Raw genomic sequence first — 25459 nt, 5'->3', positions numbered from 1 at the left:
TAGGGGGCGCAACGCGGACGGGGATCAGACGCCCAGATCGGGGGCGGGAAGAAGGCGAACGCCGTTGATCTTCCATCCCTGCGGGGTCTCGATCATGAGGTATTCCAGCATATGGACCGCGCCAGAGGCGTCTTCGACAAGAACATCCTGCAACCAGCCCCCGTCGGCCTCCTGCAGCTCCATGAACCGGATCGCCTCATTGTCCCACACCATGGGATAGCCCTGCCGGACCATCAGGCCGAAATTCTCTGGCGACTGGAACAGGCGCTGGATCATCGGGCTTGCGTGGGTCCATGCCCCGTTCAGATCACGCTCTGTAAAGGCGTCCATCTGATCGCTGATCACGGCTTCGATGGCGCCGCGGTCCTGCGCGACAACCGGCACGGCCAGCAGGGCGAGCAAGGCAGTCAGACGTAGCATTTGGGCCTCCCATCGTGTCCCGATCCTATCAGGATACGCCGGAAGGCCCAAATTGGTTCAGTCTTGGGGTCAGGCTGCCAGTTCGCCGCGCAGGCCGGATTCGATCAGGGCAATGCTTTCCTCGATCCCGTATAGCGCGATGAACCCGCCAAAACGCGGACCCTGCGACGCGCCCAGAAGCACCTCGTACAGGCACGAGAACCACGCGCGGAGCGGTTCGAACCCGTGGTTCTTGCCCACCGCGAAGACGATGGATTGCAAGAATTCCTCGTCCGCCCAGTTCACTTGTGGAAGCGCCTCGTCCGGGGTTCCGGCAGCAGCGTTCTTCTTGGCGATCGCGGCTAGTGCGGTCTGCTCGTCCCGCAGGCAAGCCACCAGATCTTCCAGCGCTGCTCGCTCCTGATCGGTCGGCAGGCGGAAGGTGCGGGTCGGTTTCACGAAGTCGTTGAAATAGCGGATCGCAAAACCGGCGGCCTGATCCAGATCCGGATTACCCTCGGGGCTGGCGTCGGGGGCGTAACGCTGGATGAACCCCCACAGCTTGTCCTTCTCCTGCGCGCCAGACACGGCGGCAAGGTTCAGAAGCATCGCAAACGGCACCACCATGGTCGAGGCCGGGACGTTGTGACCGTGAATGTGGAAGACCGGGTTGTTGACCTTGCCCGCCGCATCCTGCGTCGCATAGGCGCGCAATTGCTGGTGGTATTCATCCACCATTTTCGGGATCACATCCCAGTGCAGCCGCTTGGCTGTCTTGGGTTTGAGATACATGAAATACGACAGGCTCTCGGTCGAGGCATAGGTGAGCCATTCGTCGATGCTCACCCCGTTGCCGGACGACTTCGAGATTTTCTGGCCCTGCTCATCAAGGAACAGTTCATAGCTGAAGTGGTTCGGCTTGGTCCCGCCCAGAATTTCGCAGATGCGGTCATAGATCGCGGTATTGGTCGCGTGCTCCTTGCCATACATCTCGAAATCGACGTCCAGCGCGGCCCAGCGCGCGCCAAAGTCAGGCTTCCACTGCAGCTTTACGTTGCCGCCTGTGACCCGCAGCGTCCATTCACGCCCATCTTCATCGTCAAAGGTGATGGTGTGGTTCTCGGCATCCACCGACTTCATCGGAACATACAGCACGCGGCCGGTTTCCGGATGGATTGGAAGGAAGATGGAATAGGTCTGCTGCCGCTCTTCGCGCAGCGACTTCAGCATGACCTTCATCACCTCGTCATAGCGTTCAACCGCCCGCTTCAACACTTCGTCGAACTGACCCGAGCGGTAGAATTCACGCGCCGAATAAAACTCGTACTCGAACCCGAAGGTATCGAGGAACCGGCGCAGCATGGCATTGTTGTGGTGACCAAAGCTTTCGTGGGTGCCAAACGGGTCCGGCACCGAAGTCAGCGGCTTGTGCATGTGCTGGGCCAGCATGTCCTGATTGGGAACGTTGCCCGGCACCTTGCGCATCCCGTCAAGGTCATCCGAGAAGCAGATCAGACGGGTCGGGATGTCCGAGATCACCTCGAAGGCGCGGCGGATCATCGTGGTGCGCAACACCTCGCCAAAGGTGCCGATGTGCGGCAGGCCGGACGGGCCATAGCCGGTTTCGAAAAGCACCTCTTTCTTGCCCGATGCTTCCACACGTTTGAGCAGCGCCCGGGCCTCTTCAAAGGGCCAGGCTTTCGAACTCATCGCGGCGTCGCGCAGATCGGACATCGTCATTCTCTTTTCAGCTTGGCGCACCCCCATGGTGCACTTCAGGCGCACTCCCTATTGCGGGGGGCGCTTGGCGTCAATAAATGAAGGGGACGCCGGATAGGAGACAGCCGCATGACGATCGAAACACCGCTGACGCCGCAGGATGCGCTCGTCGCTCTCATGCTGACCGTGTCGGCCTCTGATTCCGATATGCGGACATCGGAACTGGTGAAGATCAACAACGTGATCAACCACCTTCCGATCTTCGGGGATTACGACACCGACCGGCTGCCGCGGGTGTCCCACATGGTCTTTGACCTTCTAGATCAGGAAGACGGTCTGGACGCCATGTTCGGGCTGGTGCGCGATGCGCTTCCCGAACGCCTTTGGGAAACCGCCTATGCCTTTGCCTGTGACGTGGCGGCGGCCGACGGGCGGATCGAAGACCGCGAAGGCCGGCTTCTTGAAGAAATCCGTTACGAGCTGAACATCGACCGGCTGCACGCGGCGGCCATCGAACGCGGCGCACGGGCCCGCCACCTGACGCTTTAGCCCTTGATCACAAGGGCGCCGGGGCCTATACGGCGCCAGTCCGGGGCCGGAATCGGCCACTGGACCTGTGTTCTGTTGGATCACCACCCGCTTTCTTCGGCGGGGCCTGGCCCGGAAGAACCCGAACTAGGAATGACGACCTGACCTCTGGCGGGCGCCACGTGCGGACCCGGAAGAAGACCAAGAGCTCTGAGGACGCGAGAAACTTCACGGAACAACCGTGAGCATAGATAGGAGCGCATCAGATGAACCTGATCGCACAGCTTGAGGCGGAACAGATCGCCTCGCTCGGGAAGACCATTCCCGACTTCAAGGCCGGCGACACCATTCGCGTTGGCTACAAGGTGACCGAAGGCTCGCGTTCGCGCGTACAGATGTACGAAGGCGTTTGCATCAGCCGCAAGAACGGCAAGGGCATTGCCGGTTCGTTCACCGTTCGCAAGATTTCTTTCGGTGAAGGCGTGGAACGTGTGTTCCCGCTCTACTCCACCAACATCGACTCGATCGAGGTTGTCCGCCGTGGCCGCGTCCGTCGCGCCAAGCTGTACTACCTCCGCTCGCGCCGCGGCAAATCCGCCCGTATCGCCGAAGTGTCGAACTACAAGCCGCTTGATAGCGCCGAAGCATAAGGGGACGACCGATGAAAAAGGATATCCATCCCGACTACCACATCATCGACGTCAAGATGACCGATGGCACTGTGATTCAGATGAAATCGACCTGGGGCAAGGAAGGCGACACCATGTCGCTCGACATCGACCCCTCCGTGCACCCGGCCTGGACCGGTGGCGGCACCCGCCTGATGGATGCCGGCGGCCGCGTGTCGAAGTTCAAGAACAAGTACGCCGGTCTGGGCTTCTAAGCCGATCGACAGAAATGTTTGGAAGCGCCGCCCTTCGGGGCGGCGTTTTTCATTTCGGGTCGCTCCCGCAAACCGTTTGTTAACTCTTTTGTCCGAGGGTTTGGGGAGGTTTGCTCGGGGTGGTGATGTTACATTGGTTCTACAAGGCAATGGTGCCGCGGGGATGGAAGGATACTGCGGCGAAAGTTGCGTCGTTTACGGCCGTTATCGTCGCCTTGAACTTCCTGTTCTCACGCATCTATTTCGGCGCGTGGCTGTTGCCCGCCGGATATCTGGCCTCCAGCGCAATCTGTGTGGGCACGCCATTTGTCGTTCTTTTCTTTCTTCTGGTGCGCAAACAGGCCCGACTTCAGATCGAACTCTCGCTGAAGTCCCGAACCGACCCGATGACCAACCTGCCGAACCGCCGCTGGTTCATGTCGCAGGTGCGCTCTGCGCTGCAACAGGACATGCGGGGCGTCCTCATTCTACTCGACGCGGATCATTTCAAGCGGGTCAATGACACCTACGGCCACCAAATCGGGGATAAGTGCCTGATCTCGATTGCACACAGATTGCGACGAAGCCTGCGGACCGACGACATCGTCGGCCGTCTTGGCGGCGAGGAATTCGGCGTCTACCTGCGCGACACGACCGTCCAACAGGCCCGTTCCATCATCATGCCGATGCTTCAACCGATCCCCTATTCAGGCGGCCCATCGTTTGAACATCTGACGATTTCCGTTTCGCTCGGCGCGGTCCAGACCCACCATGGCGACGATCTGGATACGCTCATGCGGCTTGCCGACGACGCGCTTTATGCCGCCAAGCGCAACGGTCGCGCCCGGATTGAGGTATCGACGGCGAATGACGACAGGCGGCCGGACCCGGAGATGTTCCGGGACCGGCAGTCTGGTTAGGCTCAGGCGCTTCGCGACTGGGCGCGGTTCCGCCGGGGCCGGGACGCGCCCGGCTTGGACATGCGGGCCGGCTTGCCTGCGCCGCCCATGGGTTGACCACCACGGCGCGGTCCACCGCGGCCGCGGCCACCGCCCTTGGGCTTCTCAGGCTCTTCCGCACGTTCCCACGCACGCCCGGACAAAACCGGGATCGGCGCCTTGAGCACCTTTTCGATATCCCTCATTTCGCCCATTTCATCAGGTGAACACAGGGCAATGGCCATGCCGTCCGCCCCGGCCCGGGCCGTCCGCCCAATCCGGTGCACGTAGTTTTCCGGCACGTTGGGTAGTTCAAAGTTATAGACGTGCCGGACATCCGGAATGTCGATCCCGCGCGCGGCAACATCCGTTGCCACCAGAACCTTCACCTCGCCATCCTTGAACGACTTGATGGCGCGGTCCCGCTGCCCCTGGCTTTTGTTGCCGTGGATCGCAGCCACGCCGAAGCCCTTGGCCGCCAACATGCGCGACAGTTTTTCCATACCGTGCTTGGTCCGGCCGAAGACCAGCGCGCGCTCGTCCCGGTGCTTGTCCAGAAGTTCGATCAACAGGTCGATCTTGGCCGCCTTGGCGACATAGTGCACACCTTGGTCGATCTTGTCGGCAGCCTGTCCCGGCGGGTTGACCTGCACCCGGATCGGATCGGTCAGATAGGTCTGCGCCAGTTCGTTCATCTGTTTGGGCATGGTTGCGGAAAACAGCATCGTCTGCCGTTCTGCCGCCAGCATCGGGGCGATCTTGCGCAGCGCATGGATGAACCCAAGGTCGAGCATCTGATCGGCCTCGTCCAGCACAAGGAAGCGGGTTTCGTTCAGGCGCACCGCGCCCCGGTCGATCAGATCGAGCAACCGGCCCGGCGTCGCCACCAGAACCGCACAGCCTTTTTCCAGCCGCCGCGCCTGCCCGGTGATCCCGGCCCCGCCGACGACCAGAACGGTTTTCAGATGAGTGCCTTCGGAAAACGCGGCAAGGTTATCTGCGATCTGCTTTGCCAGTTCGCGCGTCGGTGCCAGCACCAGCGCCTTCGCCGTTTTTGGCGTCGGCCGCCCGCCGTCAGACAGAAGCGCGTTCAGCATGGGTAGGCCAAAAGCGGCGGTCTTGCCGGTCCCGGTCTGGGCAAGGCCCATCACGTCGCGGCCGTTCATGGCATGCGGGATCGCCTGCGCCTGAATCGGGGTTGGGTCCTTGATGCCCAGCTCTTCAAGCTTGGACACAAGACGGGGCGAAAGCCCCAGCATATCAAAATCCATCAATACAGTCCTTTCGGTCCCCGAACCGCGACATCGCGGCGGGGTGATGGGTTGCGCGCTGGGCTGATGCAGGGCCGGATTGCCCCAAACCGCCAGAACGCGGCACCCCTGCGTGACCGTGGGAACCAGAATGTCCGTCACCTTCGCAGCCCCATCCGGGGGCGCACTGCTCACGCGGCAGTGGTGTTCGGACTGGCTGCAAATGGGGCTGATGCACAAACAAGTCAACCCCCGATATTTTGCAGGCGCAGCAACGCCAGCGCTTTTCCCGGGTCCTAGCCCAACATATAGTGTCGGCGCAGGAACAACGGGGATCAGGCAGTGGCGCATATCATCGTAGTGGGCAATGAAAAGGGCGGCGCGGGAAAGTCGACCGTCTCCATGCACGTGGCCACGGCGCTGGCCCGGATGGGGCACAAAGTCGGCACGCTGGACCTTGACCTGCGGCAAAAGACGCTGGGGCGCTATGTCCAGAACCGGCAGGCCTTCCTTGCGGCTGAAGGGCTCGACCTGCCGTCGCCCAGCTATCATGAACTGCCCGAGATTGATCAGGCCAGCCTGAAGCCGGGCGAAAACGTCTTCGACCACCGGCTGTCCGCAGCGGTCGCAGGGCTGGAACCTGACGTGGATTTCATCCTGATCGACTGCCCCGGGTCGCACACCCGGCTTAGTCAGGTTGCGCATTCGCTGGCCGACACGCTGATCACACCGCTGAACGACAGTTTCATCGACTTCGACCTGCTCGCCCATGTGGACAGCGCGGGCGAGAATATCACCGGCCCATCGGTCTATTCGGAAATGGTCTGGAACGCCCGCCAACTTCGGGCACAGGCCGGCCTTCCGCCGATCGACTGGGTCGTGGTGCGCAACCGTCTTGGCGCACAGAACATGGTCAACAAGCAAAAGATGGAAGCGGCGCTGAACAAGCTGTCGCGCCGGATCGGGTTCCGCACTGCCCCGGGCTTCAATGAACGGGTGATCTTCCGCGAACTCTTTCCCCGCGGCCTGACCCTTCTGGACCTGCGCGATGTCGGGGTGACCCAGTTGAATATCTCGAACGTGGCTGCCCGGCAGGAGTTGCGCGACCTGATCAAGTCGCTGAACCTGCCCGGCGTTTCCGTCGATTTCTGATCCGAAAGGGCCTGCGTCCCCGTATCACCCGTAAAGTGAACTGAGGGCCATATGACACTTTCCCCCCTTTGGCGCACATTCTGGATCGCCGTCATTGCAGCCTGTGCTCTGACGGCCGCGATCCTTTTGCTGGAACCTATCCTGTCGCAGGTCGATCTTCTGCCGGATCAGGGGGCCGCGTGGTACTATTGGAAACTGCCAGAACAAACCACGATGGGCCAACTGACCGCCTGGGGGTTCTACGCCCTGCACCAGTTGTTTTTCTGGGGGTTGATCGCCTGGGCCCAACGACACCGGGACCGATTGCGCGACCGAACCCGGCTGCATCCGGTCAACGTGATCGGCCTGTTCGGAATGCTGGGATTTGGCCTGTTGCACTATCTGCAAACCGCCGTCTGGTATGATGGGCTGGCACAGGACACCTCTGTCTTTTCCTCCCAGCTTTCGGTGATCTTTCTTCTGGTGATCGTGCTGATCATCGAAGCCCCCCGGCGCGGTTTGTTCTTCGGCCACGGCGGCGGATGGCTGGCCGGGGCGCGGCAGGTGCTGATCCGCTATCACGGCTATTATTTCGCCTGGGCCGTCACCTACACCTACTGGTTCCACCCGATGGAAACCACGCTCGGCCACCTTCTGGGGTTTCTTTATACCTTCTTCCTGATGATTCAGGGCGCGCTGGTCTTCACGCGTGTGCATACCAACCGCTGGTGGACGCTTGTGCTCGAGGTCTCGGTTTTGGTTCACGGCACGACGGTGGCCCTCGTGGCGGGGCAGGAATTTTGGCCGATGTTCTTCTTCGGCTTTGCGGGCGTCTTCGTCATCACCCAGATGCACGGCCTTGGCCTGTCGCGCGTCGTCCGGGCCGGGTTCGTCGCGGTCTATGCCCTTGCCATTGTCCTGATCTATTCGGACCGGGGCTGGGCAAATCTGAACGAGGTGATCCGCATCCCCGCGATCGACTATCTTCTTGTGGGTGTGATTGGCGGGCTGATCCTTCTGGCACGGCGGTTTCAGAACACGCGCAAGAAAACCGGCTAGGGCACACCTTCAGCGGTCCAACAAAAAAGCCCCGGCGCGATGGCCGGGGCTTTCAATCGTCGACGTCAGACCGGTTTACCGGTCGTCGTCGTCATCATCCTCGTCGTCACCCGGCAGGTTGAAGAAGCTGTCGGCATCGGCGAAATCGCTGTCGGTGCGGTCGTCTTCTTCCTCCTCGTCGCCACGCGGGTCGGTACCGCTGTCGGACAGGGTGAAGGTTTCAAGCCCGGAAATGGCCGTGGGAATCCGCGGTTCCGGATCCATGCCCAGCGACTGTTCGGTCGACACCAGCTTGCGCCGCTCGTCGTCGGACATCACGCCGCCTTCCTTGGCCTTCTTGGCGTTGGCCTTCTGCACGGCGGCATCCAGTTCCGACTGCTTGCACAGGCCCAGCGCGACCGGATCGATCGGTTGGATGTTACCGATGTTCCAGTGGGTCCGCTCGCGAATCGCCTGGATGGTCGGCTTGGTGGTGCCCACCAGTTTGCCGACTTGGCTGTCGGACAGTTCCGGGTGGAACTTTACCAGCCACAGGATGGCAGCCGGACGGTCCTGCCGCTTGGACAGCGGGGTGTAGCGCGGGCCACGCCGCTTTTCCTCGCCCACGGCGGAGGGGTTGAACTTCAGCTTCAGCTTGTGCAGCGGGCTGGCCTCGGCCTTGTCGATCTCTTCCTGGGTCAGTTGGTTGTTCGCGATCGGGTCGAACCCCTTCACGCCAACCGCCACGTCGCCGTCGGCGATGCCCTGAATCTCCAACTCGTGCATTCCCACGAAGTCGGCAATCTGTTTGAAGGTGATGGTCGTGTTATCCACGAGCCAGACCGCGGTGGCCTTCGCCATGATCGGTTTGTCAGACATCAAGCGTCTCCTAAATCCATGCCTTCCCCGTGCCCCGGATCTGGGGCGGACCGCAGGGGCCCAGTTCTCGTTGTCGGGGAACTCGGGCGCTGTATAGTCTTTCGTGGAACAAGTGAAAAGATCAAAATGGTTCGTCTGATTTCCCTGCTCTTGCTGTGCCTGCAAATTTCCGCCGCCCGCGCCGATGGGACGGCGGGGGACTTCGACTATTACGTGTTGTCCCTGTCATGGTCGCCCAACTGGTGCGATCTGGAAGGGGATGCGCGCAATTCCCCGCAATGCGATGCGGACAGCGGGTTCGGATGGGTCCTGCATGGGCTATGGCCGCAATACGAACGGGGCTGGCCGGATTATTGCCGCACCGGCTTCAACGCTCCCGGCCGGGGCCAGACGGGGGCGATGGCCGATATTATGGGAACCAGCGGGCTGGCCTGGCATCAGTGGCGCAAGCACGGGGTGTGCAGCGGGCTATCCCCCGAAGATTATTTCGCCCTCTCGCGTGAGGCCTATGGCCGGATCGTCCGGCCCGAGCTCTTCCGCCGCCTGCAAAACCCGGTGACCCTGCCGGCTTCGGTGGTCGAACAGGCCTTCCTGCGCGACAATCCGGACCTTTCGGCAGACCAGATCACCATCACCTGCCGATCCGGCCAGATACAAGAGGCGCGGATCTGCCTGAACCGGTCGCTGGAACCGCGCCGTTGTGGGGCTGACGTGATCCGGGATTGCACCCTGGATGACGCCCTGTTTCAGCCGCTGCGCTAGTCCGCCACCTTCAGCACGATCTTTCCGATGTGGTCCCCGGCTTCCATTTTTGCATGGGCCTTGGCCGCGTCGGCCAGCGCGAACGAACTGTCCATGACCGGCGCCACCCGACCCGCGGCAATCAGCGGCCAGACCTGCGCCTCCAGCTCTTCCGCGATCCGCGCCTTGGAGAGGTCCGACTGCGGGCGCAAGGTGCTGCCGGTGATCGTCAACCGCCGCATCATCATCTGAGCAAAGTTGATTTCGGCCTTCGGACCTTGCAGGAAGGCGATCTGGACCAGCCGCCCATCATCCGCCAGGGTCTTGATATTTCTTGCGATATAGGACCCGCCGACCATGTCGAGGATCAGGTTCGCGCCGCCTTCGGCCCGCAGGACATCCACGAAATCCTCTTGCCGATAATTGATCGCACGTTCTGCACCTAGCTCAACACAAGCGGCGCATTTAGCGTCTGAGCCCGCAGTGGCAAAGACCCGTGCCCCAAAGGCCCGCGCCAATTGAATCGCGGTTGTGCCGATGCCGGACGATCCCCCATGGACAAGGAACCGCTCACCCCCCCGCAGTCCGCCACGCATGAAGACATTGGACCAGACGGTGAAGAAAGTCTCGGGAAGGCAGGCCGCTTGTTCAAGGGTCAACTCACCGGGAACAGGCAGGCAATGCGCTGCAGGCGTGACGACATACTCCGCATAGCCGCCGCCGGGCAGAAGTGCACAGACGAAATCCCCTTTCGCCACGCCTTCGACGCCCGACCCAACCGCCACCACCTCGCCCGAGGCTTCCAGTCCCGGCAGGTCGCTTGCCGTGGGCGGTGGGGCGTAAAGGCCCGCGCGTTGCAGGGCATCGGGGCGGTTCACCCCGGCATAGGCCACGCGCAACAGAACCTGCCCCACACCGGGTGTCGGAACCGGCCGCGTGGTTTCAACCAGAACCTCGGGCCCGCCCGGCTTGGAAATCTCGATTGCGCGCATGGTTTCGGGGATCATTGCTCGCCCCCCGTCGACGGGGACCAATGCCCTGGCAGATCGTCCGGCACGGCACGCCCCGCCGGGGCGCGGACACCGGAAAACAGGCGATCAAGCCCGGCGGCGAAGGGTTTCAAAAGTGGGTTTTCCCGCGCGTCCGCCTTGAACTTCTCGAACCGCATGACATCGGCAATGCGGCGGTCGATGAAGGCATCTGTATCCACCCCACCACTGTCATCCCCGAGCCAGAACAAGACGGTCGACCCGTAGACGCCCGACAGGATCGCCCGCTTTGAATACCAGTTCAGATCATCCGAGGTATCGCCAAGCGCCCGCCAGATCAGATCGGCGGTGCCCCAGATCAGCGCCGCCCCTTCGGCCGCGTGATGCGGCATGGCGAACAGGGCCGTGCCCCGGCGCACGACCTCTCGGTCGGCCCCGTCAAGACGCAGGCGGATCAGCCGCGCGACACGTTCGGAATAGCGCAGCGTTGACAGGTCCTCTGCCGTTGCCCGGTCCAGCATCGCCGCGTCGCCTGCCTGATGATAGGCCACGGCCAGATCGACAGAGCCCCGCGGCGCAATCAACCGCCCTTCGGCCTCTGACACGCCCAGATCGGCAAGGGCCGCGGCCCATGCGGCGTCGGTCCAGCCGTCAAACGGAACGTGTGGCAGGATCGCATCCAGAAGCCGTTGCTTCTGTTCGGAAATCTGCGGTGCGGTCACGGTGGCATCCATAGCGGTCTCCTTCGGAGCATACACTAGACAAACCACGGGGGAGTTGCTATAGGCGCGGCTCCTGCAATCTTTTTGCAAATCCAACTTAGAAAGGTGGTGAAAACCACATGCAGGTTAGCGTTCGCGACAACAACGTCGATCAGGCACTTCGTGCCCTCAAGAAAAAGCTGCAGCGTGAAGGTGTCTTCCGTGAAATGAAGCTGCGTCAGCACTTCGAGAAGCCCTCCATCCGCAAGGCGCGCGAGAAGGCAGAAGCCATCCGCCGTCAGCGCAAGCTGGCTCGTAAGAAGGCACAGCGCGAGGGTCTGCTCTAAGCACCCCTTGATCGCCTGAGAACGATTCGGATTACCCCCGCGGCCTGGCCACGGGGGTTTTTCTTTGCCCGCTCAGACCGGAAGGGCCGTGGTCTGGCGAACCGTGCGCAGCGCAAAAGAGGATTGCATGGTCTGCACCCCCGGCAAGGTCGCCAGATACTGTCGGTGGATACGCGCAAAATCGTCCGTGTCGCGCGCAACGACCTTGAGCAAGTAGTCCGCCGACCCGGCCATCAGGTGACATTCCAGCACATCCGGAACCCGCGCCACGGCCTTTTCGAAAGCATCAAGGATTTCGTCGGCCTGCCCGCTGAGCGTGATCTCGACAAATACCAGCGACGGGCGGCCAAGACGGCGCGGCGACAGAAGCGCGACATAGCCTTTGATGAACCCGTCCTTTTCCAGCCGCTGAACCCGGCGGTGGCAGGCCGAAGGCGACAGGTTCACCTGTTCGGACAGTTCCGCATTCGACATGCGGCCATCCTTCTGAAGGGCCTCAAGGAGTCGACGATCAATGTGATCCAGTTCCATCTCGCGCACGCCTTTCCTAACTTTTTCGATATACACGCACAAACATTCGAAAATTTCGTCCCGCTATACAAAGAATCCCCAAGCAATTGCAATAGGGACGCGCGACAGTCGGTTCAGATGAAAACACTCCCCCTGCCCCGGGGGACGAGGAGGACGCCCAAATGCACATCGGTTGCCCAAAGGAAATCAAGCCGCAGGAATTCCGGGTCGGGATGACCCCGAACGCTGCGCACGAGGCCATTTTGGCCGGTCACACCGTCACCATCGAAACCAACGCCGGTGCTGGCGCTGGCTTTGCCGATGAGGACTACATCGCCGTTGGCGCCAAGATCGCCGGCACGGCAAAAGAGGTCTTCGACGCCGCCGACATGATCGTGAAGGTGAAAGAGCCGCAGGCTGGCGAACGCAAGATGCTGCGCGAAGGCCAGCTTCTGTTCACCTACCTGCACCTTGCGCCCGATCCGGAACAGACGAAGGACCTTCTGGCTTCGGGCTGCACCGCCATCGCCTATGAAACCGTGACCGACGACCGCGGCGGCCTGCCCCTGCTGGCCCCGATGTCCGAAGTTGCGGGCCGTCTGGCGCCGCAGGTTGGCAGCTGGACCCTGCAAAAGGCCAATGGCGGCCGCGGCGTCCTGATGGGCGGCGTTCCGGGCGTCGGCCCGGCCAAGGTCGTGGTGATCGGCGGCGGTGTCGTCGGCACCCACGCGGCCAAGATCGCCGCCGGTATGGGCGCCGATGTGACCGTTCTGGACCGGTCCCTGCCCCGCCTGCGTTACCTTGACGACGTCTTTGGCGGCACCTTCAAGACCTCCTACGCCAGCGCCGGCAACACCATCGACCTGGCCCGTCAGGCCGACATGATCATCGGTGCCGTGTTGATCCCGGGCGCCGCCGCGCCCAAGCTGATCAAGCGCGACCAGCTGTCGGAACTGAAGCCCGGCGCGGTTCTGGTTGACGTGGCGATCGACCAGGGCGGGTGCTTTGAAACCTCCCGCGCGACGACCCACCAGGACCCGATCTATGACGTGGATGGCATCATGCATTACTGCGTGGCCAACATGCCCGGCGCGGTGGCCCGCACCTCCACCATCGCGCTTGGCAATGCCACCATGCCCTTCATGATGGCGCTGGCGAACAAGGGCTGGAAACAGGCCTGCGCAGACGACAAGCATCTGCTGAACGGTCTGAACGTCCACGCCGGTCAACTGACCTACTACGCAGTTGGCGAGGCCCTTGGGATCGACGTTCTGTCGCCGCAACTGGCGATCAAGTAGGTCCGAACGCATCTGCGAACCACAAGAAGGCCCGCCACCCTCCCGGCGGGCCTTCTCTTTTGCATCTGGCCTGTGCCATGCTTGGAAAAAATGGATACAGCCATGTCAGACCTGCCCCCGTCCTTCGATCCCCTTTCGCCCGCTTTCGCCCAAGACCCCTACCCGGCCTACGCGGATCTGCGCGCCCAGCCCGGCCCGGTTCGGTTTGATGATTTCGACATCTGGCTGGTTTCGCGGTTTGAAGATGTGAACCGGGTCGTTCAGGACAAGACGATGGTCCGGGCATCCGACGCCTTCATGTCAGACGAGGACCGCGCCGCCCAGCAACGGGCCGAGAATTTTCACGATATGCCAAACCACGAACGCTTCGTGCAGTTCAGCCTTCTGGACAGTGACGGGCCGGTGCACGACCGGCTGCGCAAACTGGTGTTTCGAGAATTCACCAAGACCCATCTAGCCGGTCAGCGCGGCATGATCGAAACCTTCGTGGCGGGTCTGGTAGACGAGGTTGCGGACAAGGGGACCATAGATTTCATCGGCGACTTCGCGGCCCATATTCCGGGCCATGTGATCGGCCGGGTAATCGGGGTGCCGGATGAAGACTGCCCCCAGCTGCGGCAATGGTCCGAAGATACCGTCAGCTATTTTGATATCGACCGCACCGATGCGAAGAAGGCCAAGGCGGAACAGGCTGTCACCGATTTCTATCACTACCTTCTGGACTTGATGAAACTGCGCCGGACGGAACCAGACGACGGCATCCTGACCTCGCTGATCGGGGCACTGGACCGGGGCGATCTGTCCGAGGACGAGCTGATTTCCACCTGCATGTTGATCCTGATGGCGGGCCACGGGTCAACCATCGACGTTCTGGGGTCCGGTATGCACGCGCTCCTGCGCCACCCGGATCAGATGCGACGGCTGCGGGACGACCGGGGGCTGATGCCGACCGCCATTCAGGAGATGTTTCGCTATGAAAGCCCCCTGCCATTCTTCCACCGCTATGCGACGGAAGACTGCGAGGTGGCCGGGAAGACCTTCCATCGCGGCGACCGGATCGGCGTACTTTACGGGGCCGCCAACCGCGACCCGGCGGCCTTTGACCTGCCCGAGACCTTTGACGTGGGGCGCAACCCCAACCGGCATCTGGCCTTTGGCGGCGGCGCCCATTTCTGCCTTGGGAACCAATTGGCCCGGATCGACATGGAGGTGGTCTTTGGCCAATTGTTCGACCGGTTCAGCCGGATCGAACTGGCCGAAGAGGCCCCGATCTACAAAACCGGCCTGTCCGTGCGCGGCCCGAAGGCATTGAAAGTGACCTTCACCACATAGAAAGGGCCCGCCGGTCGGCAGGCCCTCTCCGTTCCGTGGTGGTGGACTTACTTCTTGGCCAGCGCGTCGCGGATCTCGGTCAGCAGGTCGATCTCGCTCGGACCTGCGGGCGCGGCCTCGGCGGCGGCCTCTTCTTCCTTCGCGGCGGCATCCTTGGCCTTGTTCACTGCCTTGACCAGCATGAATACGACCCAAGCGATGATCAGGAAGTTGATCACGGCCATGATGAACGACCCGTAGGCAAAGACAGACGCCCCGGCCTCGCGTGCGGCCTCAAGGCTCGCGCCCTCGGCGACCTCGCCAGACAGAACCGCGTAGTTATTGGTGAAATCGACGCCGCCGGTGAACAGCCCGATGATCGGGTTGATCAGGTCAGCGACAAGGCTGCTGACGATAGCGGTGAAGGCTGCGCCGATGATAATCCCGACGGCCATGTCCATAACATTGCCCTTGGCAATGAAATCCTTGAATTCCTTGAGCATACTTGTCCCCACATATTGTTGTTGACGTGGCCTGTTCACATTGGCCCCGCGTGTCGGTGATCTTAACGGCAGCCTGTCACATTTCCATGGTAATTTTGCGCGCGCATTCCCCTCAGCCGTGGGCCGCGCTTATCCCGGAAGGGAACCTGTAAGAACGTAGCGCAGGATATCGACAACCTGCGACGGTTCCCGCGCTACGGCAAGCGCGGCTGCGTCGACTTCCTTCAGGGCGTGGTCATGTTCGGGCATCTGCAGGACGATTAGCGACTTGCCCAACGCGGCGGCATAGCCCGCGTCAAAGGCCGCGTTCCACTGGCGGTATTTCTCGCCAAACCGGACGACGACGACATCGGCATCGGCGATCCCCTTGCGGGTGCGGATCGCGTTGACCATCGCACCCTTGTGGTCGTGCCAATACTTGTTGTCCTCCGCCCCAAGGATCGACACGCCGCAATCATCGCTGGCGTCGTGATCCGTAACCGGGGCTGAAAACGTCACATCCAGGCCCTTGGCCCCCTCGATGATCTGGTCGCGCCAGTCGGTATGAATCTCACCGGACAGGTAGACGTTCAGGGTCATGTCGTTCTCCTAGGGCTCGTTTTCAGTCAATATCTTCGCAAGATAGAGCTTTGCGCCCTCTCTGCCCACCTCACGCCAGCCAAGCCGCCGGTAGAACGCGACGGTTCCGGCCATGTCCGCATGGGTCGCCAGTTGCAGACCTCGCGCCCCCTGTTCCCGCGCCCAGTCTTCCACGGTCTGCAAAAGGCCTTTCCCCACACCCCGCCCCGACGCGCCCGGATGGACCGCAAGATTTTCAACCTGGATCATTGTGTCGGACTGCCGGACGATGACCCCTCCAAGGATCACATCCTGTTCGACAGCCAACCAAACCGGCGTCTCCACGATGGCATCGTCGATGCCAGCCTCAACATCGGGCAGGTTCAGGCCAGCCTCCCGAAAGGGGGCGTAGGCGGCCCTGACAACATCGGTCAGGGCCGCTGCATCCGTCATTTTGGCGCGGCGGATTTCCATTCGCGTCACCCGCGCAGGGTGCCGCCGGTCGCCTTGCTCACCTTCTCGACGATTTTGGCGCTCAGCGCTTCGATGTCCTTGTCCTTCAACGTGCCCTCCGTCGGCTGGATGCGCACGGTGATGGCAAGGGACTTCTTGCCCTCGCCAAGGCTTCCGCCAGTGAATTCATCGAACAGGCGAACCTCTTCGATCAGGGTCTTGTCGGCCCCGGCTGCGGCGTTGATCAGGGTCAGCGCCTCTATCCCGGCATCCACCACAAAGGCGAAATCCCGTTCGACAGCCTGGAATTCAGACACCTGAAGCGCCGGGCGGGCGGAACTTTGGCTGCGGGGCAGCGGCACTTCCTCGGGCCAGATGGTAAAGCCGACCGCCGGGCCCTTGATGTCCATGTCGCGCAGGACCTTGGGGTGGATTTCCCCAAAGACGCCCAACACCTTCTTCGGGCCAAGGCAAATCTGGCCGTGGCGGCCCGGATGCCACCAATCCGGCCCATTGCGCAGGATCTGCACCTTGGCGGGCGCGCCGATGGCGGCCAGAACCGCCTCGGCATCGGCCTTGGCATCATAAAGGTCCACAGGCCGCGAGGCACCATGCACGTCCTTCGGCCCGGTCCGGCCGATCAGCACGCCCGAGATTTGCAGGTTCTGCTCGCCCGGCTCTCCGCCGTGGAACGCATGGCCGCATTCAAACAGCGCAAGATCCATGAAACCACGCGCCTGATTGCGGGCGGCGGCACGCAACAGACCGGGCAGCAGGTCGGGGCGCATATGGCTCATGTCGCTGGAAATCGGGTTTTCCAGCATCGAGCCATCTTCGCCGCCGCCGAACAGCGACGCGGCCTGTTGGTCGATGAAGCTGTAGGTGACGCATTCATTGTAGCCCAGCGCCGCGGCGGTGCGGCGGGCCGCGGTGGCGCGCACCTGACCGGGGGTCAGGATCGGTTTCGGCACGCCGGGGGCGACGCGCGGTAGGGGCTTGCCCTCCAGCTTGGTCAGCGACGCGATCCGGGCCACTTCCTCGACCAGATCCGCCTCGCCCAGCACGTCGGGCCGCCAGCTTGGCACATGGGCCTTGTCGCCTTCCATGCGGAACCCAAGCGCGGTCAGGGTCTGGCGCTGTTCGGCCTCGGGGATCTCCATCCCGACTAGGCTGATCACCCGCTTCGGGTCCAGCTTGTAGGACCGGGAATGATCCGGCACCTCACCCGCCTTGACCACCTCGGACGCCTCTCCGCCCGCATGATCCACGATCATCCGCACGGCAAGTTCCAGGCCTTCCAGCGAAAACGCCGGGTCGATCCCGCGTTCAAACCGATAGCGGGCGTCGGAATTGATCTTCAGCGCGCGCCCCGTCAGGGCGATGTTCACCGGCTCCCAATAAGCGCTTTCGACGAAGACATTCACCGTCTCTTCGGTGCAGCCGGAATGTTCGCCCCCCATGATCCCGGCAAGGCTTTCCACGCCGGTGTCATCGGAAATGGCGACCATGCCTTCGGCAAGGGTATAGGTCTTTTCGTCCAGCGCGAGGAACTCTTCCCCGCCTTTGGCACGGTGCACCCGCAGATCGCCCTTGACCTTGTCCGCGTCGAAGACGTGCAGCGGGCGGTTCCGGTCATAGGTGAAGAAGTTCGTCACATCGACAAGGAAGGAAATCGGGCGCAACCCGATGGCCTTGAGCCGGTCCTGCAACCATTGCGGCGAGGGGCCGTTCTTCACGCCCTTGATCAAACGGCCATAGAAAACCGGGGCCAATTCAAGCGTGTCGTCATCAATGGACACCTTAATGTCACTTTCAAAGCTGACCGGGACCGGATCAACCGGCCGCGCGATCAGCTTGCCCAATCCGCGCGCGGCAAGGTCACGGGCGATCCCCTGAACACCCAGCGCGTCGGGCCGGTTCGGGGTAATCGCGATCTCGATCACCGGATCAACCTTGGATGGGTCGTTGACCGCCAGCCAATCGATGAACTTCTGACCGACCTCGCCCGAGGGCAGTTCGATGATGCCGTCATGTTCGTCCGACAGCTCCAGCTCGCGTTCCGATGCCATCATCCCGTGGCTTTCAACGCCGCGGATCTTGCCGACAGAAAGGGTCACGTCGATGCCGGGGACATAGTCGCCGGGTTTCGCCAGCACCACGGTGATACCCGCGCGGGCGTTGGGGGCGCCGCAGACGATCTGCTTGTCGCCTTCGTCGGTTTCCACGGTGCAGACGCGCAGGCGGTCGGCATCGGGGTGCTGTTCGGCGTGCTTGACCTTGGCCAGCGTGAAGGTGGCCAGCTTCTGCGCCGGGTTTTCGACGCCTTCGACCTCAAGCCCAAGGTCGGTCAGCGCCTCGGTGATCTCGTCAACGGTGGCGTCGGTCTCAAGATGCTCTTTGAGCCAGGAGAGGGTGAATTTCATGCGCGTGTCTCCTTGTGGAGCGAATTGGTGAGCATCGCGCCCGTCCCGGGGTGGGCGCAATCGCGCCCGCCCATGGGGGCGGGTCGGGCGCGATGCGGCGCTGACGCGCCGCAGATGATGGATATCGGCGTCACCGCGACAGCCCCCCGTGCAGCGTCGGCACATCCAGCGCGGCGAACCCGTAGTGCCGCAGCCAGCGCAGGTCGCTGTCGAAGAAGGCCCGCAGGTCGGGGATGCCGTATTTCAGCATGGCGATCCGGTCGATCCCGATGCCAAAGGCAAAGCCCTGCCATTCATTGGGGTCGATGCCCGCGTTCTGCAGCACCTTGGGGTGCACCATGCCGGACCCAAGCACCTCGAGCCAGTCGTCGCCTTCGCCCACGGTGACCGATCCGTTGTCCCAGCGACACTGCACGTCCACCTCGGCCGAGGGCTCGGTGAACGGGAAATGCGAGGCACGGAACCGCGTCTTGACCCGCTTGCCGAAGAAGGCCGACAGAAATTCCTCAAGCACCCATTTCAGGTTGGCCATCGAGATATCCTTGTCGATGGCCAGCCCTTCGACCTGATGGAACATCGGGGTGTGGGTCTGGTCATAATCGGCGCGGTAAACGCGGCCCGGCGCGATGATGCGAATGGGCGCGCCGGTCTTTTCCATGGTGCGGATCTGGACCGGGCTGGTGTGGGTGCGCAGGACGTGGGGCGGGCGGTTGTCGCCTTCAGCCCGGTGCATGTAGAAGGTGTCCATCTCGGCCCGTGCAGGGTGGTGGCCGGGGATGTTCAGCGCGTCGAAGTTATACCAATCGCTGTCGATCTGCGGGCCTTCGGCCACGGCAAAGCCCATGTCTGCGAAAATGGCCGACAGTTCCTCGGTCACCTGGCTGATCGGGTGGATGCTGCCCATGCGGCGCGGGCGCGACGGCAGGGTCACGTCCAGCCATTCGCCACGCAGCCGCTCGTCCAGCGCCGCATCTGCCAGCGCGACCTTCTTGGCGGCCAGCGCGCTGTTGATCTCGTCCTTCAGCGCGTTCAGCGCCGGGCCCATCACCTGCCGCTCTTCCGGGGTCATTTTGCCCAGTTCACGCATCTTCAGGGCGATCTCGCCCTTCTTGCCAATGGCCGCAAGGCGGACCGCCTCGATCGCGTCCTCGTCGGCGGCATTGGCAATCAGCCCAAGGTATTTGTTCTTCAGATCGTCCATGTCTCTGGCGTCCTTTGTTCACTTGCCCGTGTGCTACTCAATGGCGGGCGGGGCCGCAACGCTTTGCCGGGGCTGCAGACAAACAAAAAGCCGCGGCCCCCGGCGAGGGTCCGCGGCTTCGTAATGTTCTAACCCGGCTGGGGGTTAAGCGAGCGCGGCCTTCGCCTTGTCGACGATGGCGCTAAACGCTTCGGGCTCGTGCACGGCCAGATCGGCGAGAACCTTGCGGTCCACTTCGATCCCGGCTTTGGACAGCCCGTTGATGAACTTCGAATAGGTCAGATCGGCATCCAGGGCGCGCACACCGGCGTTGATCCGCTGGATCCACAGCGCGCGGAAGTTCCGCTTGCGGGCCTTGCGGTCACGGGTGGCGTACTGGTTGGCCTTGTCCACGGCCTGACGCGCGACCTTGAAGGTCTTGGAGCGACGGTCGTAGTAGCCCTTGGCAGCATCAAGGACCTTCTTGTGACGACGATGAGTGACGGTTCCGCCTTTAACTCGCATCTTTCAGTCCTCCTTAGCGCGCGTAGGGCATCATCGGCTTGATGATACCTTCATCAGCCTTAGACAGGGTGGTGGTGCCGCGAGCATCGCGGAGGAATTTGTTGGTGCGCTTGATCATGCCGTGGCGCTTGCCTGCCTGACCGGCCTTGATCCGGCCCGAGGCCGTCACTTTGAACCGCTTTTTGCAGCTCGATTTTGTCTTCATCTTCGGCATTTCCATCTCCTCGAAAGGGTTGGTCGGACGCGCGACTCGGCATGCCATTCCGGCCGGTCCCGCGGGTTGAGCGCGCCGTATAGGCCGCGCATGGACGAAAGGCAAGAGCCGAAAGGTCTAGTTTATGTATCGGCCTACGACCCGAACAAAAGCGTCGGGGATTTCGCTGATCGAATAGGTGCCCGGACGTTCATTGACAGCCAGCGCAACCAGCCCGCCGCCGATCAGAATTGCAATCGCCGCGGCCCGCGGCGCCCGCCCTTCAGAAAGGGCGCCGAAGATCGGCGGGATAGAGAAGCCCGCAACAATCAGGCCGATTACAAAGTAAAGATCTGTATCCATTGGGCACTCAACACAAACTGACTGCCGGATACTACTCCGCTTCGGCGCTGTAAATCAAACGTTCCTCACAGGGGGCGACGCGCAGGATGTTCGTGGTCCCCGGCGTATTGAACGGAACCCCGGCGGTGACGACGACCATGTCCTGCTCTCCTGCCAAGCCTTCGGCCTTGGCGGCGCGGACAGCCTCGATCACGGCGGTCTTGAACCGGTCGACATTGCCGGTAATCACACAGCTGGTCCCCCAGGACAGGCACAGGCGGCGGGCGGTGCGTTCCAAGCTGGTCAGGGCGATGATCGGCACGCGCGGACGTTCACGCGACACCAGAAGCGCCGTGGTCCCCGACTGTGAATAGCAGCAGATCGCCTTGACGCTGGTGGTTTCGGCAATCTCGCGGGCGGCAGCGACAATCCCGTCGGCAACCGTCTTGCGGTCGGCCTTGCGGCTGGCCTCGATGATGTCGGTATAAGTGGGGTCGCTTTCCACTTCGATGGCCACGTTGCTCATCGTAGTGACAGCCTCGATCGGGAAACTGCCGGCGGCGGATTCGGCCGAGAGCATGATCGCGTCTGCGCCTTCATAAATCGCGGTTGCCACGTCCGAAACTTCGGCGCGGGTGGGCATCGGGCTGTCGATCATGCTTTCCAGCATCTGGGTCGCGACGATCACCGGTTTGGCGGCAGCGCGGGATTTCCGGATCAGCCGCTTCTGGATCGGGGGCACGTTCTGCACCGGCAGTTCAACGCCAAGGTCGCCGCGGGCGACCATGATCCCGTCCGACACGGCAAGGATTTCGTCAAAGGCCTTCACGGCAGCGGGCTTTTCAATCTTCGACAGGATCGACGCGCGACCCTTGGCAAGGCCACGGGCCTCTTCCACGTCGGCGGGGCGCTGGACGAAGGACAGGGCCAGCCAATCCACGCCCAATTCGCAGACAAACTCCAGATCCTTGCGGTCCTTCTCGGACAGGGCGGCCAAGGGCAGGACGACGTCCGGCACGTTCACGCCCTTGCGGTTCGAAATCACCCCCGGCACTTCGACGACGCAATCGGCAAAGTCGCGGCCACAATCCTTGACCCGAAGGCGGATCTTGCCGTCGTTGACCAGAAGGGTCGCGTTGGGTTCCAGCGCGTCGAAAATCTCTTTGTGGGGCAGCTGTACGCGGGTTGCATCGCCCGGCGCGTCGCTCAGGTCCAGCCGGAACGACTGGCCTTCGGTCAACTCTTCCTCGCCATTGGCGAAGGTGCCAAGACGCAGCTTCGGCCCCTGAAGGTCGGCCAGGATCGCGATGGGCGACCCAAGTTCCGCCTCGACCTTGCGGATGATGGCGTGCCGTTCAGCAATTTCGTCGTGCGATCCGTGGCTCATGTTCAGACGGAACACATCGGCGCCCGCCTCGTGAAGCCCCCGTATCATTTCATAGGTGCTGGAGGCCGGGCCAAGCGTGGCGACGATTTTCACATTGCGGTGGCGTCTCATGCGACAGTTCCTTCGATCCTTGTGGCGGCCCATGGCCGGATTCGCGCCGTTAGCGATAACACGCGATTTGCGCCCTTATTGCGCAATTCCAATCCGGTCTCAACTGGCCTATGTGCTGTGACAGCATAATGACAGACGATCCACGGCCCAAATGTCGGAAAAACCTTACCATATTCACGGCGAAAAACGGCAGTCCCGCTGGCTGATCACCTGTGATCACGCCACAAATCGGGTTCCCGAGTGGGTAAACGGCGGCGATCTGGGCCTTCCGCCCGAGGATATGGAGCGCCACATCGCCTTCGATCCCGGCGCGCTTGGCGTCACTCTTGCCTTGGCGGACCGGCTCGACAGCCCTGCCATTTCGTCGGATTTCTCGCGTCTGGTGATCGACCCGAACCGGGGCGCCGACGACCCGACCGTGCTGATGAAACTTTACGACGGGTCAGTGATTCCGGCGAACCGGGCCGCCTTTGCCGAGGAAAAGGCCCGCCGGATGGAGCGGCTCTGGCACCCCTACCACGACGCGTTGGAAACCCTCGCCGCCCGTCGTTCCGATACCGTGATCTGCGCCGTCCACAGCTTTACCCGCCAACTGCGCGGGCGGCCGCCCCGTCCGTGGCAAGTGGGTATCCTCTATTCCTACGACGAACGGCTGACCCGCCCCCTGATCGACCTGCTGCGGCAGGACGCGGCGCTTGGGGCCTGGGTCGAAGACAGCTTTGGCGAACGCTGGTGCGTTGGCGAAAACGAACCCTACGGCGGCCACCTCGACGGCGATTCCATCGACACCCATGCCTTGCAGCATGGGCGCTTGAACGTGCTGGTGGAAATCCGCAACGATCTGATCCGCACACCCCAGCAACAGCAGGCATGGGCCGAACGGCTTGCCCCGCTGCTTGACCGCGCCCTTGCCATCGCTGACGGTGTCTGAGGCCCTTGAAGGAGACAGACATGGACGACAAGACCCGGACCGAACTGGAGGCCGCAGCCTTCCGGCGCCTGCGCGACCACCTGATGGTGCAACGCCCTGACGTGCAGAACATCGACCTGATGAACCTTGCCGGGTTCTGCCGCAACTGCCTGTCGCGCTGGTATCAGGAAGCTGCGACCGATCAGGGCATCGAGATGGGCAAGGAAGAGGCCAGGGAAATCTTCTACGGAATGCCCTACGACGCTTGGAAGGCGGGAAACCAGACCGAAGCCAGTGACGAGAAACAAGAGTTGTTCAAGAAGGCGTTCGCCGAGAACGTCGGCACGACACCCAAAGACGCCTGAGACCTAAGGACAATTGCAGAAAGACAACGCGACTGTTGCCAGTGACGCAACAAACATTTGATTTTCTTGAATTTATCAACAATTCGCCCCAATTTCGGGCAATGTAGGTGTCCGACAGCCCTATCGGCACAACGGTGAGAGTTTGACATGTTAGCATCGGCGCTTCCTTTCCTGATCTTCCTTTTGATGGCCGCCCTGCCGTTGTCATTGGGCGACGACCTTGGCGAAGACGAAGAAGACGGGACCGGGGAAGACGGCTATTGGGGCGACACGACGACCGGCGATGGTGACACTGGAACGGACGGCGACACCGGGACGGACGGTGGTACTGGAACTGACGGGGGCACAGGGGCGGGAAGCGACCCGTCGTCTGGCACCGACTTTGACGATACCCTGACCGGAACAGACGGCGACGACACGCTTTCCGGCTTTGCTGGTGTCGATGTTCTGGATGGCCGCGCTGGCAACGACATTCTCGATTTTGGGGCCGGCGACGACCTGCACACCGCCTCTGACACGACCGACGATTCCGGCGATGACACGCTTCTTGGTGGCGACGGCAACGACATTCTGGCAGATGCGTTGGGCAGCAACCTGCTTGACGGTGGCACGGGCAACGACACGCTCAGCGGGGCGGATGACAACACCGCGCCCGGGGCGGACACGCTGATCGGGGGCGACGGGGATGATATCCTGCTGGGCGACAATGGGGATACTCTGACGGGCGGCATCGGCATGGATGTGTTCCGCACTGATTTCACGACCGGCGACACCGCGACAATAATTACCGATTTCAATCAATCCGAGGCCGACACGCTGGTCCTTCAATATGTCAGCGCGTCAGATCTTCCAGTCACCGTTGGTGCGACCGCAGATGGAACCGGTACAATAGTTTATCTGGATGGAATCGAAGTTGTGGTGGTCGAGGGGGTTACGGGCCTGTCAGCTGCCGATGTTCAAACGGTTCGGAGCGATCCAGTGGTTTAGGTGGTGCCGGTCGGGTGGACCGGTAAAATGTTGGGGGCATCATGGCACTATTTCTATTGCCGCTTTTGTTGGGCTTTGGCCTGCTTGCGGCGCTTCTTGGCGGCGGGGACGACGCTGATTCTGGCGAAACGCTTTCTGGAACCGAAGGGGATGACGACCTGACCGGCGGTGCCGGGGACGACAGGATTTCGGGCGGCGCGGGGGAAGATATCCTTCTCGGTCAGGGTGGCGACGACGCTATCTTTGCAGGCGCGGGCGATGATTATGTCGACGGTGGCGCAGGCGACGACGACATCTACATGGGTGACGGGAACGACACCAACTTTCTGCCCGGCTTGAATGCTGATGACGCGGGCGATGACATCATCCGCGGCGGCGCGGGCAGCGACGTGATCGTCGATGTTGCTGGCAGCAACACACTGATTGGCGGGTCCGGTTGGGACGAACTCTATGCCGTGGACGCGCCGGGCGACGAAGGGACCCCGGACATTATCGATGGCGGCTGGGGTCGGGACCTGCTGGTCGGCGATACCGGTGACACGATGACCGGCGGGGCGCATTACGATGAATTTGATGTTGTCGTGTACGACCCCTCGCTTGACCCCGTGATCATCACGGATTGGGAACATGACCTGACCGAAGGGCCAGAGGTCATCACCCTTGTCCTGAACCCCGCCTTGTCCGGCTTGCCCGTGTCCTGGACCACTGACAGCGCCGGGTTCCATATCACCGTGGGCGGGCAGGACGTCGCCATTGTCCAGGGCGCCACCACGACCGAGCAGATCAACGCGCTGCTTGCCTCGGTGACGATCAACTACGCCGTCGCATGATCCTGACAACGCACTGAAACAGGAAAGGGGGCTGGCTGGCCCCCTTTTTCA

The 25459-nt window shown here is 62.2% G+C and carries 30 protein-coding genes; 14 read left to right on the top strand and 16 right to left on the bottom strand.

The window, feature by feature from the left end:
• Window positions 1–24 precede the first annotated feature (24 nt).
• Entirely contained in the window at window positions 25–420 is a 396-nt protein-coding gene (locus EU803_RS17400) for a DUF4864 domain-containing protein (RefSeq protein ID WP_129685210.1), read from the bottom strand.
• Window positions 421–489: 69 nt separating this feature from the next.
• Window positions 490–2133 (bottom strand): lysine--tRNA ligase, encoded by a 1644-nt coding sequence (locus EU803_RS17395; RefSeq protein WP_129685207.1) that lies wholly within the window; start codon window positions 2131–2133, stop codon window positions 490–492.
• A gap of 114 nt (window positions 2134–2247) precedes the next feature.
• Between EU803_RS17395 and EU803_RS17390 the strand changes: the two genes are divergently transcribed.
• The 4 genes from EU803_RS17390 (at window position 2248) to EU803_RS17375 (ending at window position 4428) form a co-directional block, all read left to right on the top strand.
• Window positions 2248–2667, top strand: coding sequence for a tellurite resistance TerB family protein (locus EU803_RS17390; RefSeq protein ID WP_129685205.1), 420 nt, complete (start codon window positions 2248–2250; stop codon window positions 2665–2667).
• A 245-nt stretch (window positions 2668–2912) separates the two neighbouring features.
• On the top strand, window positions 2913–3296 hold the full coding sequence (gene rplS, locus EU803_RS17385; RefSeq protein ID WP_129685202.1) for a 50S ribosomal protein L19: 384 nt from the start codon (window positions 2913–2915) through the stop codon (window positions 3294–3296).
• Between the two features lie 11 nt (window positions 3297–3307).
• Window positions 3308–3529, top strand: a complete 222-nt coding sequence (gene rpmE, locus EU803_RS17380; protein ID WP_129685200.1) for a 50S ribosomal protein L31 — start codon at window positions 3308–3310, stop codon at window positions 3527–3529.
• 125 nt (window positions 3530–3654) lie between these two features.
• A complete protein-coding gene (locus EU803_RS17375; RefSeq protein WP_129685199.1) occupies window positions 3655–4428 on the top strand; it encodes a GGDEF domain-containing protein in 774 nt (257 codons plus the stop codon).
• 2 nt (window positions 4429–4430) lie between these two features.
• On the opposite strand, the gene EU803_RS17370 is transcribed toward EU803_RS17375, so the two are convergent.
• Window positions 4431–5717, bottom strand: a complete 1287-nt coding sequence (locus EU803_RS17370) for a DEAD/DEAH box helicase (RefSeq protein ID WP_129685197.1) — start codon at window positions 5715–5717, stop codon at window positions 4431–4433.
• A 321-nt stretch (window positions 5718–6038) separates the two neighbouring features.
• Between EU803_RS17370 and EU803_RS17365 the strand changes: the two genes are divergently transcribed.
• Entirely contained in the window at window positions 6039–6848 is an 810-nt protein-coding gene (locus EU803_RS17365) for a division plane positioning ATPase MipZ (RefSeq protein ID WP_129685195.1), read from the top strand.
• A 51-nt stretch (window positions 6849–6899) separates the two neighbouring features.
• Window positions 6900–7886, top strand: coding sequence for a hypothetical protein (locus EU803_RS17360; protein WP_129685193.1), 987 nt, complete (start codon window positions 6900–6902; stop codon window positions 7884–7886).
• A 75-nt stretch (window positions 7887–7961) separates the two neighbouring features.
• Here the strand turns inward: EU803_RS17360 and EU803_RS17355 are convergent, their stop codons facing one another.
• On the bottom strand, window positions 7962–8744 hold the full coding sequence (locus EU803_RS17355; protein ID WP_129685190.1) for a DUF1013 domain-containing protein: 783 nt from the start codon (window positions 8742–8744) through the stop codon (window positions 7962–7964).
• 126 nt (window positions 8745–8870) lie between these two features.
• Here EU803_RS17355 and EU803_RS17350 point away from each other — a divergent pair, with 126 nt between their 5' ends.
• Window positions 8871–9506: a ribonuclease T2 gene (locus tag EU803_RS17350; protein ID WP_129685188.1), complete on the top strand. Its 636-nt coding sequence runs from the start codon at window positions 8871–8873 to the stop codon at window positions 9504–9506.
• Here EU803_RS17350 and EU803_RS17345 read toward each other — a convergent pair.
• Complete coding sequence (locus EU803_RS17345; protein WP_129685301.1) at window positions 9503–10489, bottom strand: NAD(P)H-quinone oxidoreductase; 987 nt, start codon at window positions 10487–10489, stop codon at window positions 9503–9505. The genes EU803_RS17350 and EU803_RS17345 overlap by 4 nt on opposite strands.
• Window positions 10489–11208, bottom strand: a complete 720-nt coding sequence (locus tag EU803_RS17340) for a COQ9 family protein (RefSeq protein ID WP_129685186.1) — start codon at window positions 11206–11208, stop codon at window positions 10489–10491. Before EU803_RS17340 ends, EU803_RS17345 begins: the two co-directional genes overlap by 1 nt.
• A gap of 107 nt (window positions 11209–11315) precedes the next feature.
• Here EU803_RS17340 and rpsU point away from each other — a divergent pair, with 107 nt between their 5' ends.
• The gene (rpsU, locus tag EU803_RS17335) at window positions 11316–11522 is read left to right on the top strand and encodes a 30S ribosomal protein S21 (protein ID WP_129685184.1); all 207 of its coding nucleotides are present in this window, start codon (window positions 11316–11318) and stop codon (window positions 11520–11522) included.
• 72 nt (window positions 11523–11594) lie between these two features.
• Here the strand turns inward: rpsU and EU803_RS17330 are convergent, their stop codons facing one another.
• Complete coding sequence (locus EU803_RS17330; protein ID WP_129685182.1) at window positions 11595–12053, bottom strand: Lrp/AsnC family transcriptional regulator; 459 nt, start codon at window positions 12051–12053, stop codon at window positions 11595–11597.
• A gap of 161 nt (window positions 12054–12214) precedes the next feature.
• On the opposite strand from EU803_RS17330, the gene ald reads away from it, so the two are divergent.
• Complete coding sequence (ald, locus tag EU803_RS17325) at window positions 12215–13330, top strand: alanine dehydrogenase (RefSeq protein ID WP_129685180.1); 1116 nt, start codon at window positions 12215–12217, stop codon at window positions 13328–13330.
• Between the two features lie 102 nt (window positions 13331–13432).
• Window positions 13433–14662 carry a cytochrome P450 gene (locus tag EU803_RS17320; RefSeq protein WP_129685178.1) on the top strand — a complete coding sequence of 410 codons (1230 nt, stop codon included), beginning with the start codon at window positions 13433–13435 and terminating at the stop codon, window positions 14660–14662.
• Window positions 14663–14709: 47 nt separating this feature from the next.
• Here the strand turns inward: EU803_RS17320 and mscL are convergent, their stop codons facing one another.
• The 9 genes from mscL to pyk form a co-directional block, all read right to left on the bottom strand.
• Window positions 14710–15144, bottom strand: coding sequence for a large conductance mechanosensitive channel protein MscL (gene mscL, locus EU803_RS17315; protein ID WP_129685176.1), 435 nt, complete (start codon window positions 15142–15144; stop codon window positions 14710–14712).
• Window positions 15145–15273: 129 nt separating this feature from the next.
• Window positions 15274–15723, bottom strand: a complete 450-nt coding sequence (locus EU803_RS17310) for a YtoQ family protein (RefSeq protein WP_129685174.1) — start codon at window positions 15721–15723, stop codon at window positions 15274–15276.
• A gap of 9 nt (window positions 15724–15732) precedes the next feature.
• Window positions 15733–16176 carry a GNAT family N-acetyltransferase gene (locus EU803_RS17305; RefSeq protein ID WP_129685172.1) on the bottom strand — a complete coding sequence of 148 codons (444 nt, stop codon included), beginning with the start codon at window positions 16174–16176 and terminating at the stop codon, window positions 15733–15735.
• Between the two features lie 5 nt (window positions 16177–16181).
• Window positions 16182–18578, bottom strand: coding sequence for a phenylalanine--tRNA ligase subunit beta (gene pheT / locus EU803_RS17300; RefSeq protein ID WP_129685170.1), 2397 nt, complete (start codon window positions 18576–18578; stop codon window positions 16182–16184).
• A gap of 130 nt (window positions 18579–18708) precedes the next feature.
• Entirely contained in the window at window positions 18709–19779 is a 1071-nt protein-coding gene (gene pheS, locus EU803_RS17295) for a phenylalanine--tRNA ligase subunit alpha (protein WP_129685168.1), read from the bottom strand.
• A gap of 144 nt (window positions 19780–19923) precedes the next feature.
• Complete coding sequence (gene rplT, locus EU803_RS17290; RefSeq protein ID WP_129685166.1) at window positions 19924–20283, bottom strand: 50S ribosomal protein L20; 360 nt, start codon at window positions 20281–20283, stop codon at window positions 19924–19926.
• A 13-nt stretch (window positions 20284–20296) separates the two neighbouring features.
• Window positions 20297–20497, bottom strand: a complete 201-nt coding sequence (gene rpmI, locus EU803_RS17285) for a 50S ribosomal protein L35 (protein ID WP_129685164.1) — start codon at window positions 20495–20497, stop codon at window positions 20297–20299.
• A 117-nt stretch (window positions 20498–20614) separates the two neighbouring features.
• Window positions 20615–20839 carry a hypothetical protein gene (locus EU803_RS17280; protein WP_129685162.1) on the bottom strand — a complete coding sequence of 75 codons (225 nt, stop codon included), beginning with the start codon at window positions 20837–20839 and terminating at the stop codon, window positions 20615–20617.
• Window positions 20840–20870: 31 nt separating this feature from the next.
• Window positions 20871–22316: a pyruvate kinase gene (gene pyk, locus EU803_RS17275; RefSeq protein ID WP_129685160.1), complete on the bottom strand. Its 1446-nt coding sequence runs from the start codon at window positions 22314–22316 to the stop codon at window positions 20871–20873.
• Between the two features lie 151 nt (window positions 22317–22467).
• On the opposite strand from pyk, the gene EU803_RS17270 reads away from it, so the two are divergent.
• The 4 genes from EU803_RS17270 to EU803_RS17255 all read left to right on the top strand — a co-directional run bounded on the left by EU803_RS17270 (window position 22468) and on the right by EU803_RS17255 (window position 25408).
• On the top strand, window positions 22468–23247 hold the full coding sequence (locus EU803_RS17270) for an N-formylglutamate amidohydrolase (RefSeq protein WP_129685158.1): 780 nt from the start codon (window positions 22468–22470) through the stop codon (window positions 23245–23247).
• 20 nt (window positions 23248–23267) lie between these two features.
• Window positions 23268–23591: a DUF1244 domain-containing protein gene (locus tag EU803_RS17265; RefSeq protein WP_129685156.1), complete on the top strand. Its 324-nt coding sequence runs from the start codon at window positions 23268–23270 to the stop codon at window positions 23589–23591.
• A gap of 186 nt (window positions 23592–23777) precedes the next feature.
• Window positions 23778–24578, top strand: a complete 801-nt coding sequence (locus EU803_RS17260; RefSeq protein ID WP_207209238.1) for a calcium-binding protein — start codon at window positions 23778–23780, stop codon at window positions 24576–24578.
• Window positions 24579–24619: 41 nt separating this feature from the next.
• Window positions 24620–25408, top strand: coding sequence for a calcium-binding protein (locus EU803_RS17255; protein ID WP_129685152.1), 789 nt, complete (start codon window positions 24620–24622; stop codon window positions 25406–25408).
• The last annotated feature ends 51 nt before the right edge of the window (window positions 25409–25459 follow it).

It is taken from the genome of Loktanella sp. IMCC34160 (genome assembly GCF_004145845.1).
In the GTDB taxonomy this organism is placed as follows: Bacteria; Pseudomonadota; Alphaproteobacteria; order Rhodobacterales; family Rhodobacteraceae; genus SELP01.
The sequence above is the reverse complement of the archived record's forward strand: the minus strand, read 5'-3'. Positions and strand labels throughout refer to the sequence as shown.

Coding starts and splice junctions, on each gene's coding strand:
- EU803_RS17340 (WP_129685186.1), bottom strand. CDS start 11,208: ATGGATGCCACCGTGACCGCACCGCAGATTTCCGAACAGAAGCAACGG.
- EU803_RS17400 (WP_129685210.1), bottom strand. CDS start 420: ATGCTACGTCTGACTGCCTTGCTCGCCCTGCTGGCCGTGCCGGTTGTC.
- rplT (WP_129685166.1), bottom strand. CDS start 20,283: ATGCGAGTTAAAGGCGGAACCGTCACTCATCGTCGTCACAAGAAGGTC.
- EU803_RS17270 (WP_129685158.1), top strand. CDS start 22,468: ATGTCGGAAAAACCTTACCATATTCACGGCGAAAAACGGCAGTCCCGC.
- mscL (WP_129685176.1), bottom strand. CDS start 15,144: ATGCTCAAGGAATTCAAGGATTTCATTGCCAAGGGCAATGTTATGGAC.
- EU803_RS17280 (WP_129685162.1), bottom strand. CDS start 20,839: ATGGATACAGATCTTTACTTTGTAATCGGCCTGATTGTTGCGGGCTTC.
- rpmE (WP_129685200.1), top strand. CDS start 3,308: ATGAAAAAGGATATCCATCCCGACTACCACATCATCGACGTCAAGATG.
- rpmI (WP_129685164.1), bottom strand. CDS start 20,497: ATGCCGAAGATGAAGACAAAATCGAGCTGCAAAAAGCGGTTCAAAGTG.
- EU803_RS17355 (WP_129685190.1), bottom strand. CDS start 8,744: ATGTCTGACAAACCGATCATGGCGAAGGCCACCGCGGTCTGGCTCGTG.
- pyk (WP_129685160.1), bottom strand. CDS start 22,316: ATGAGACGCCACCGCAATGTGAAAATCGTCGCCACGCTTGGCCCGGCC.
- EU803_RS17375 (WP_129685199.1), top strand. CDS start 3,655: ATGTTACATTGGTTCTACAAGGCAATGGTGCCGCGGGGATGGAAGGAT.
- EU803_RS17390 (WP_129685205.1), top strand. CDS start 2,248: ATGACGATCGAAACACCGCTGACGCCGCAGGATGCGCTCGTCGCTCTC.
- rpsU (WP_129685184.1), top strand. CDS start 11,316: ATGCAGGTTAGCGTTCGCGACAACAACGTCGATCAGGCACTTCGTGCC.
- EU803_RS17360 (WP_129685193.1), top strand. CDS start 6,900: ATGACACTTTCCCCCCTTTGGCGCACATTCTGGATCGCCGTCATTGCA.
- EU803_RS17255 (WP_129685152.1), top strand. CDS start 24,620: ATGGCACTATTTCTATTGCCGCTTTTGTTGGGCTTTGGCCTGCTTGCG.
- EU803_RS17305 (WP_129685172.1), bottom strand. CDS start 16,176: ATGGAAATCCGCCGCGCCAAAATGACGGATGCAGCGGCCCTGACCGAT.
- EU803_RS17350 (WP_129685188.1), top strand. CDS start 8,871: ATGGTTCGTCTGATTTCCCTGCTCTTGCTGTGCCTGCAAATTTCCGCC.
- rplS (WP_129685202.1), top strand. CDS start 2,913: ATGAACCTGATCGCACAGCTTGAGGCGGAACAGATCGCCTCGCTCGGG.
- EU803_RS17370 (WP_129685197.1), bottom strand. CDS start 5,717: ATGGATTTTGATATGCTGGGGCTTTCGCCCCGTCTTGTGTCCAAGCTT.
- ald (WP_129685180.1), top strand. CDS start 12,215: ATGCACATCGGTTGCCCAAAGGAAATCAAGCCGCAGGAATTCCGGGTC.
- EU803_RS17265 (WP_129685156.1), top strand. CDS start 23,268: ATGGACGACAAGACCCGGACCGAACTGGAGGCCGCAGCCTTCCGGCGC.
- pheT (WP_129685170.1), bottom strand. CDS start 18,578: ATGAAATTCACCCTCTCCTGGCTCAAAGAGCATCTTGAGACCGACGCC.
- EU803_RS17260 (WP_207209238.1), top strand. CDS start 23,778: ATGGCCGCCCTGCCGTTGTCATTGGGCGACGACCTTGGCGAAGACGAA.
- pheS (WP_129685168.1), bottom strand. CDS start 19,779: ATGGACGATCTGAAGAACAAATACCTTGGGCTGATTGCCAATGCCGCC.
- EU803_RS17395 (WP_129685207.1), bottom strand. CDS start 2,133: ATGTCCGATCTGCGCGACGCCGCGATGAGTTCGAAAGCCTGGCCCTTT.
- EU803_RS17330 (WP_129685182.1), bottom strand. CDS start 12,053: ATGGAACTGGATCACATTGATCGTCGACTCCTTGAGGCCCTTCAGAAG.
- EU803_RS17320 (WP_129685178.1), top strand. CDS start 13,433: ATGTCAGACCTGCCCCCGTCCTTCGATCCCCTTTCGCCCGCTTTCGCC.
- EU803_RS17310 (WP_129685174.1), bottom strand. CDS start 15,723: ATGACCCTGAACGTCTACCTGTCCGGTGAGATTCATACCGACTGGCGC.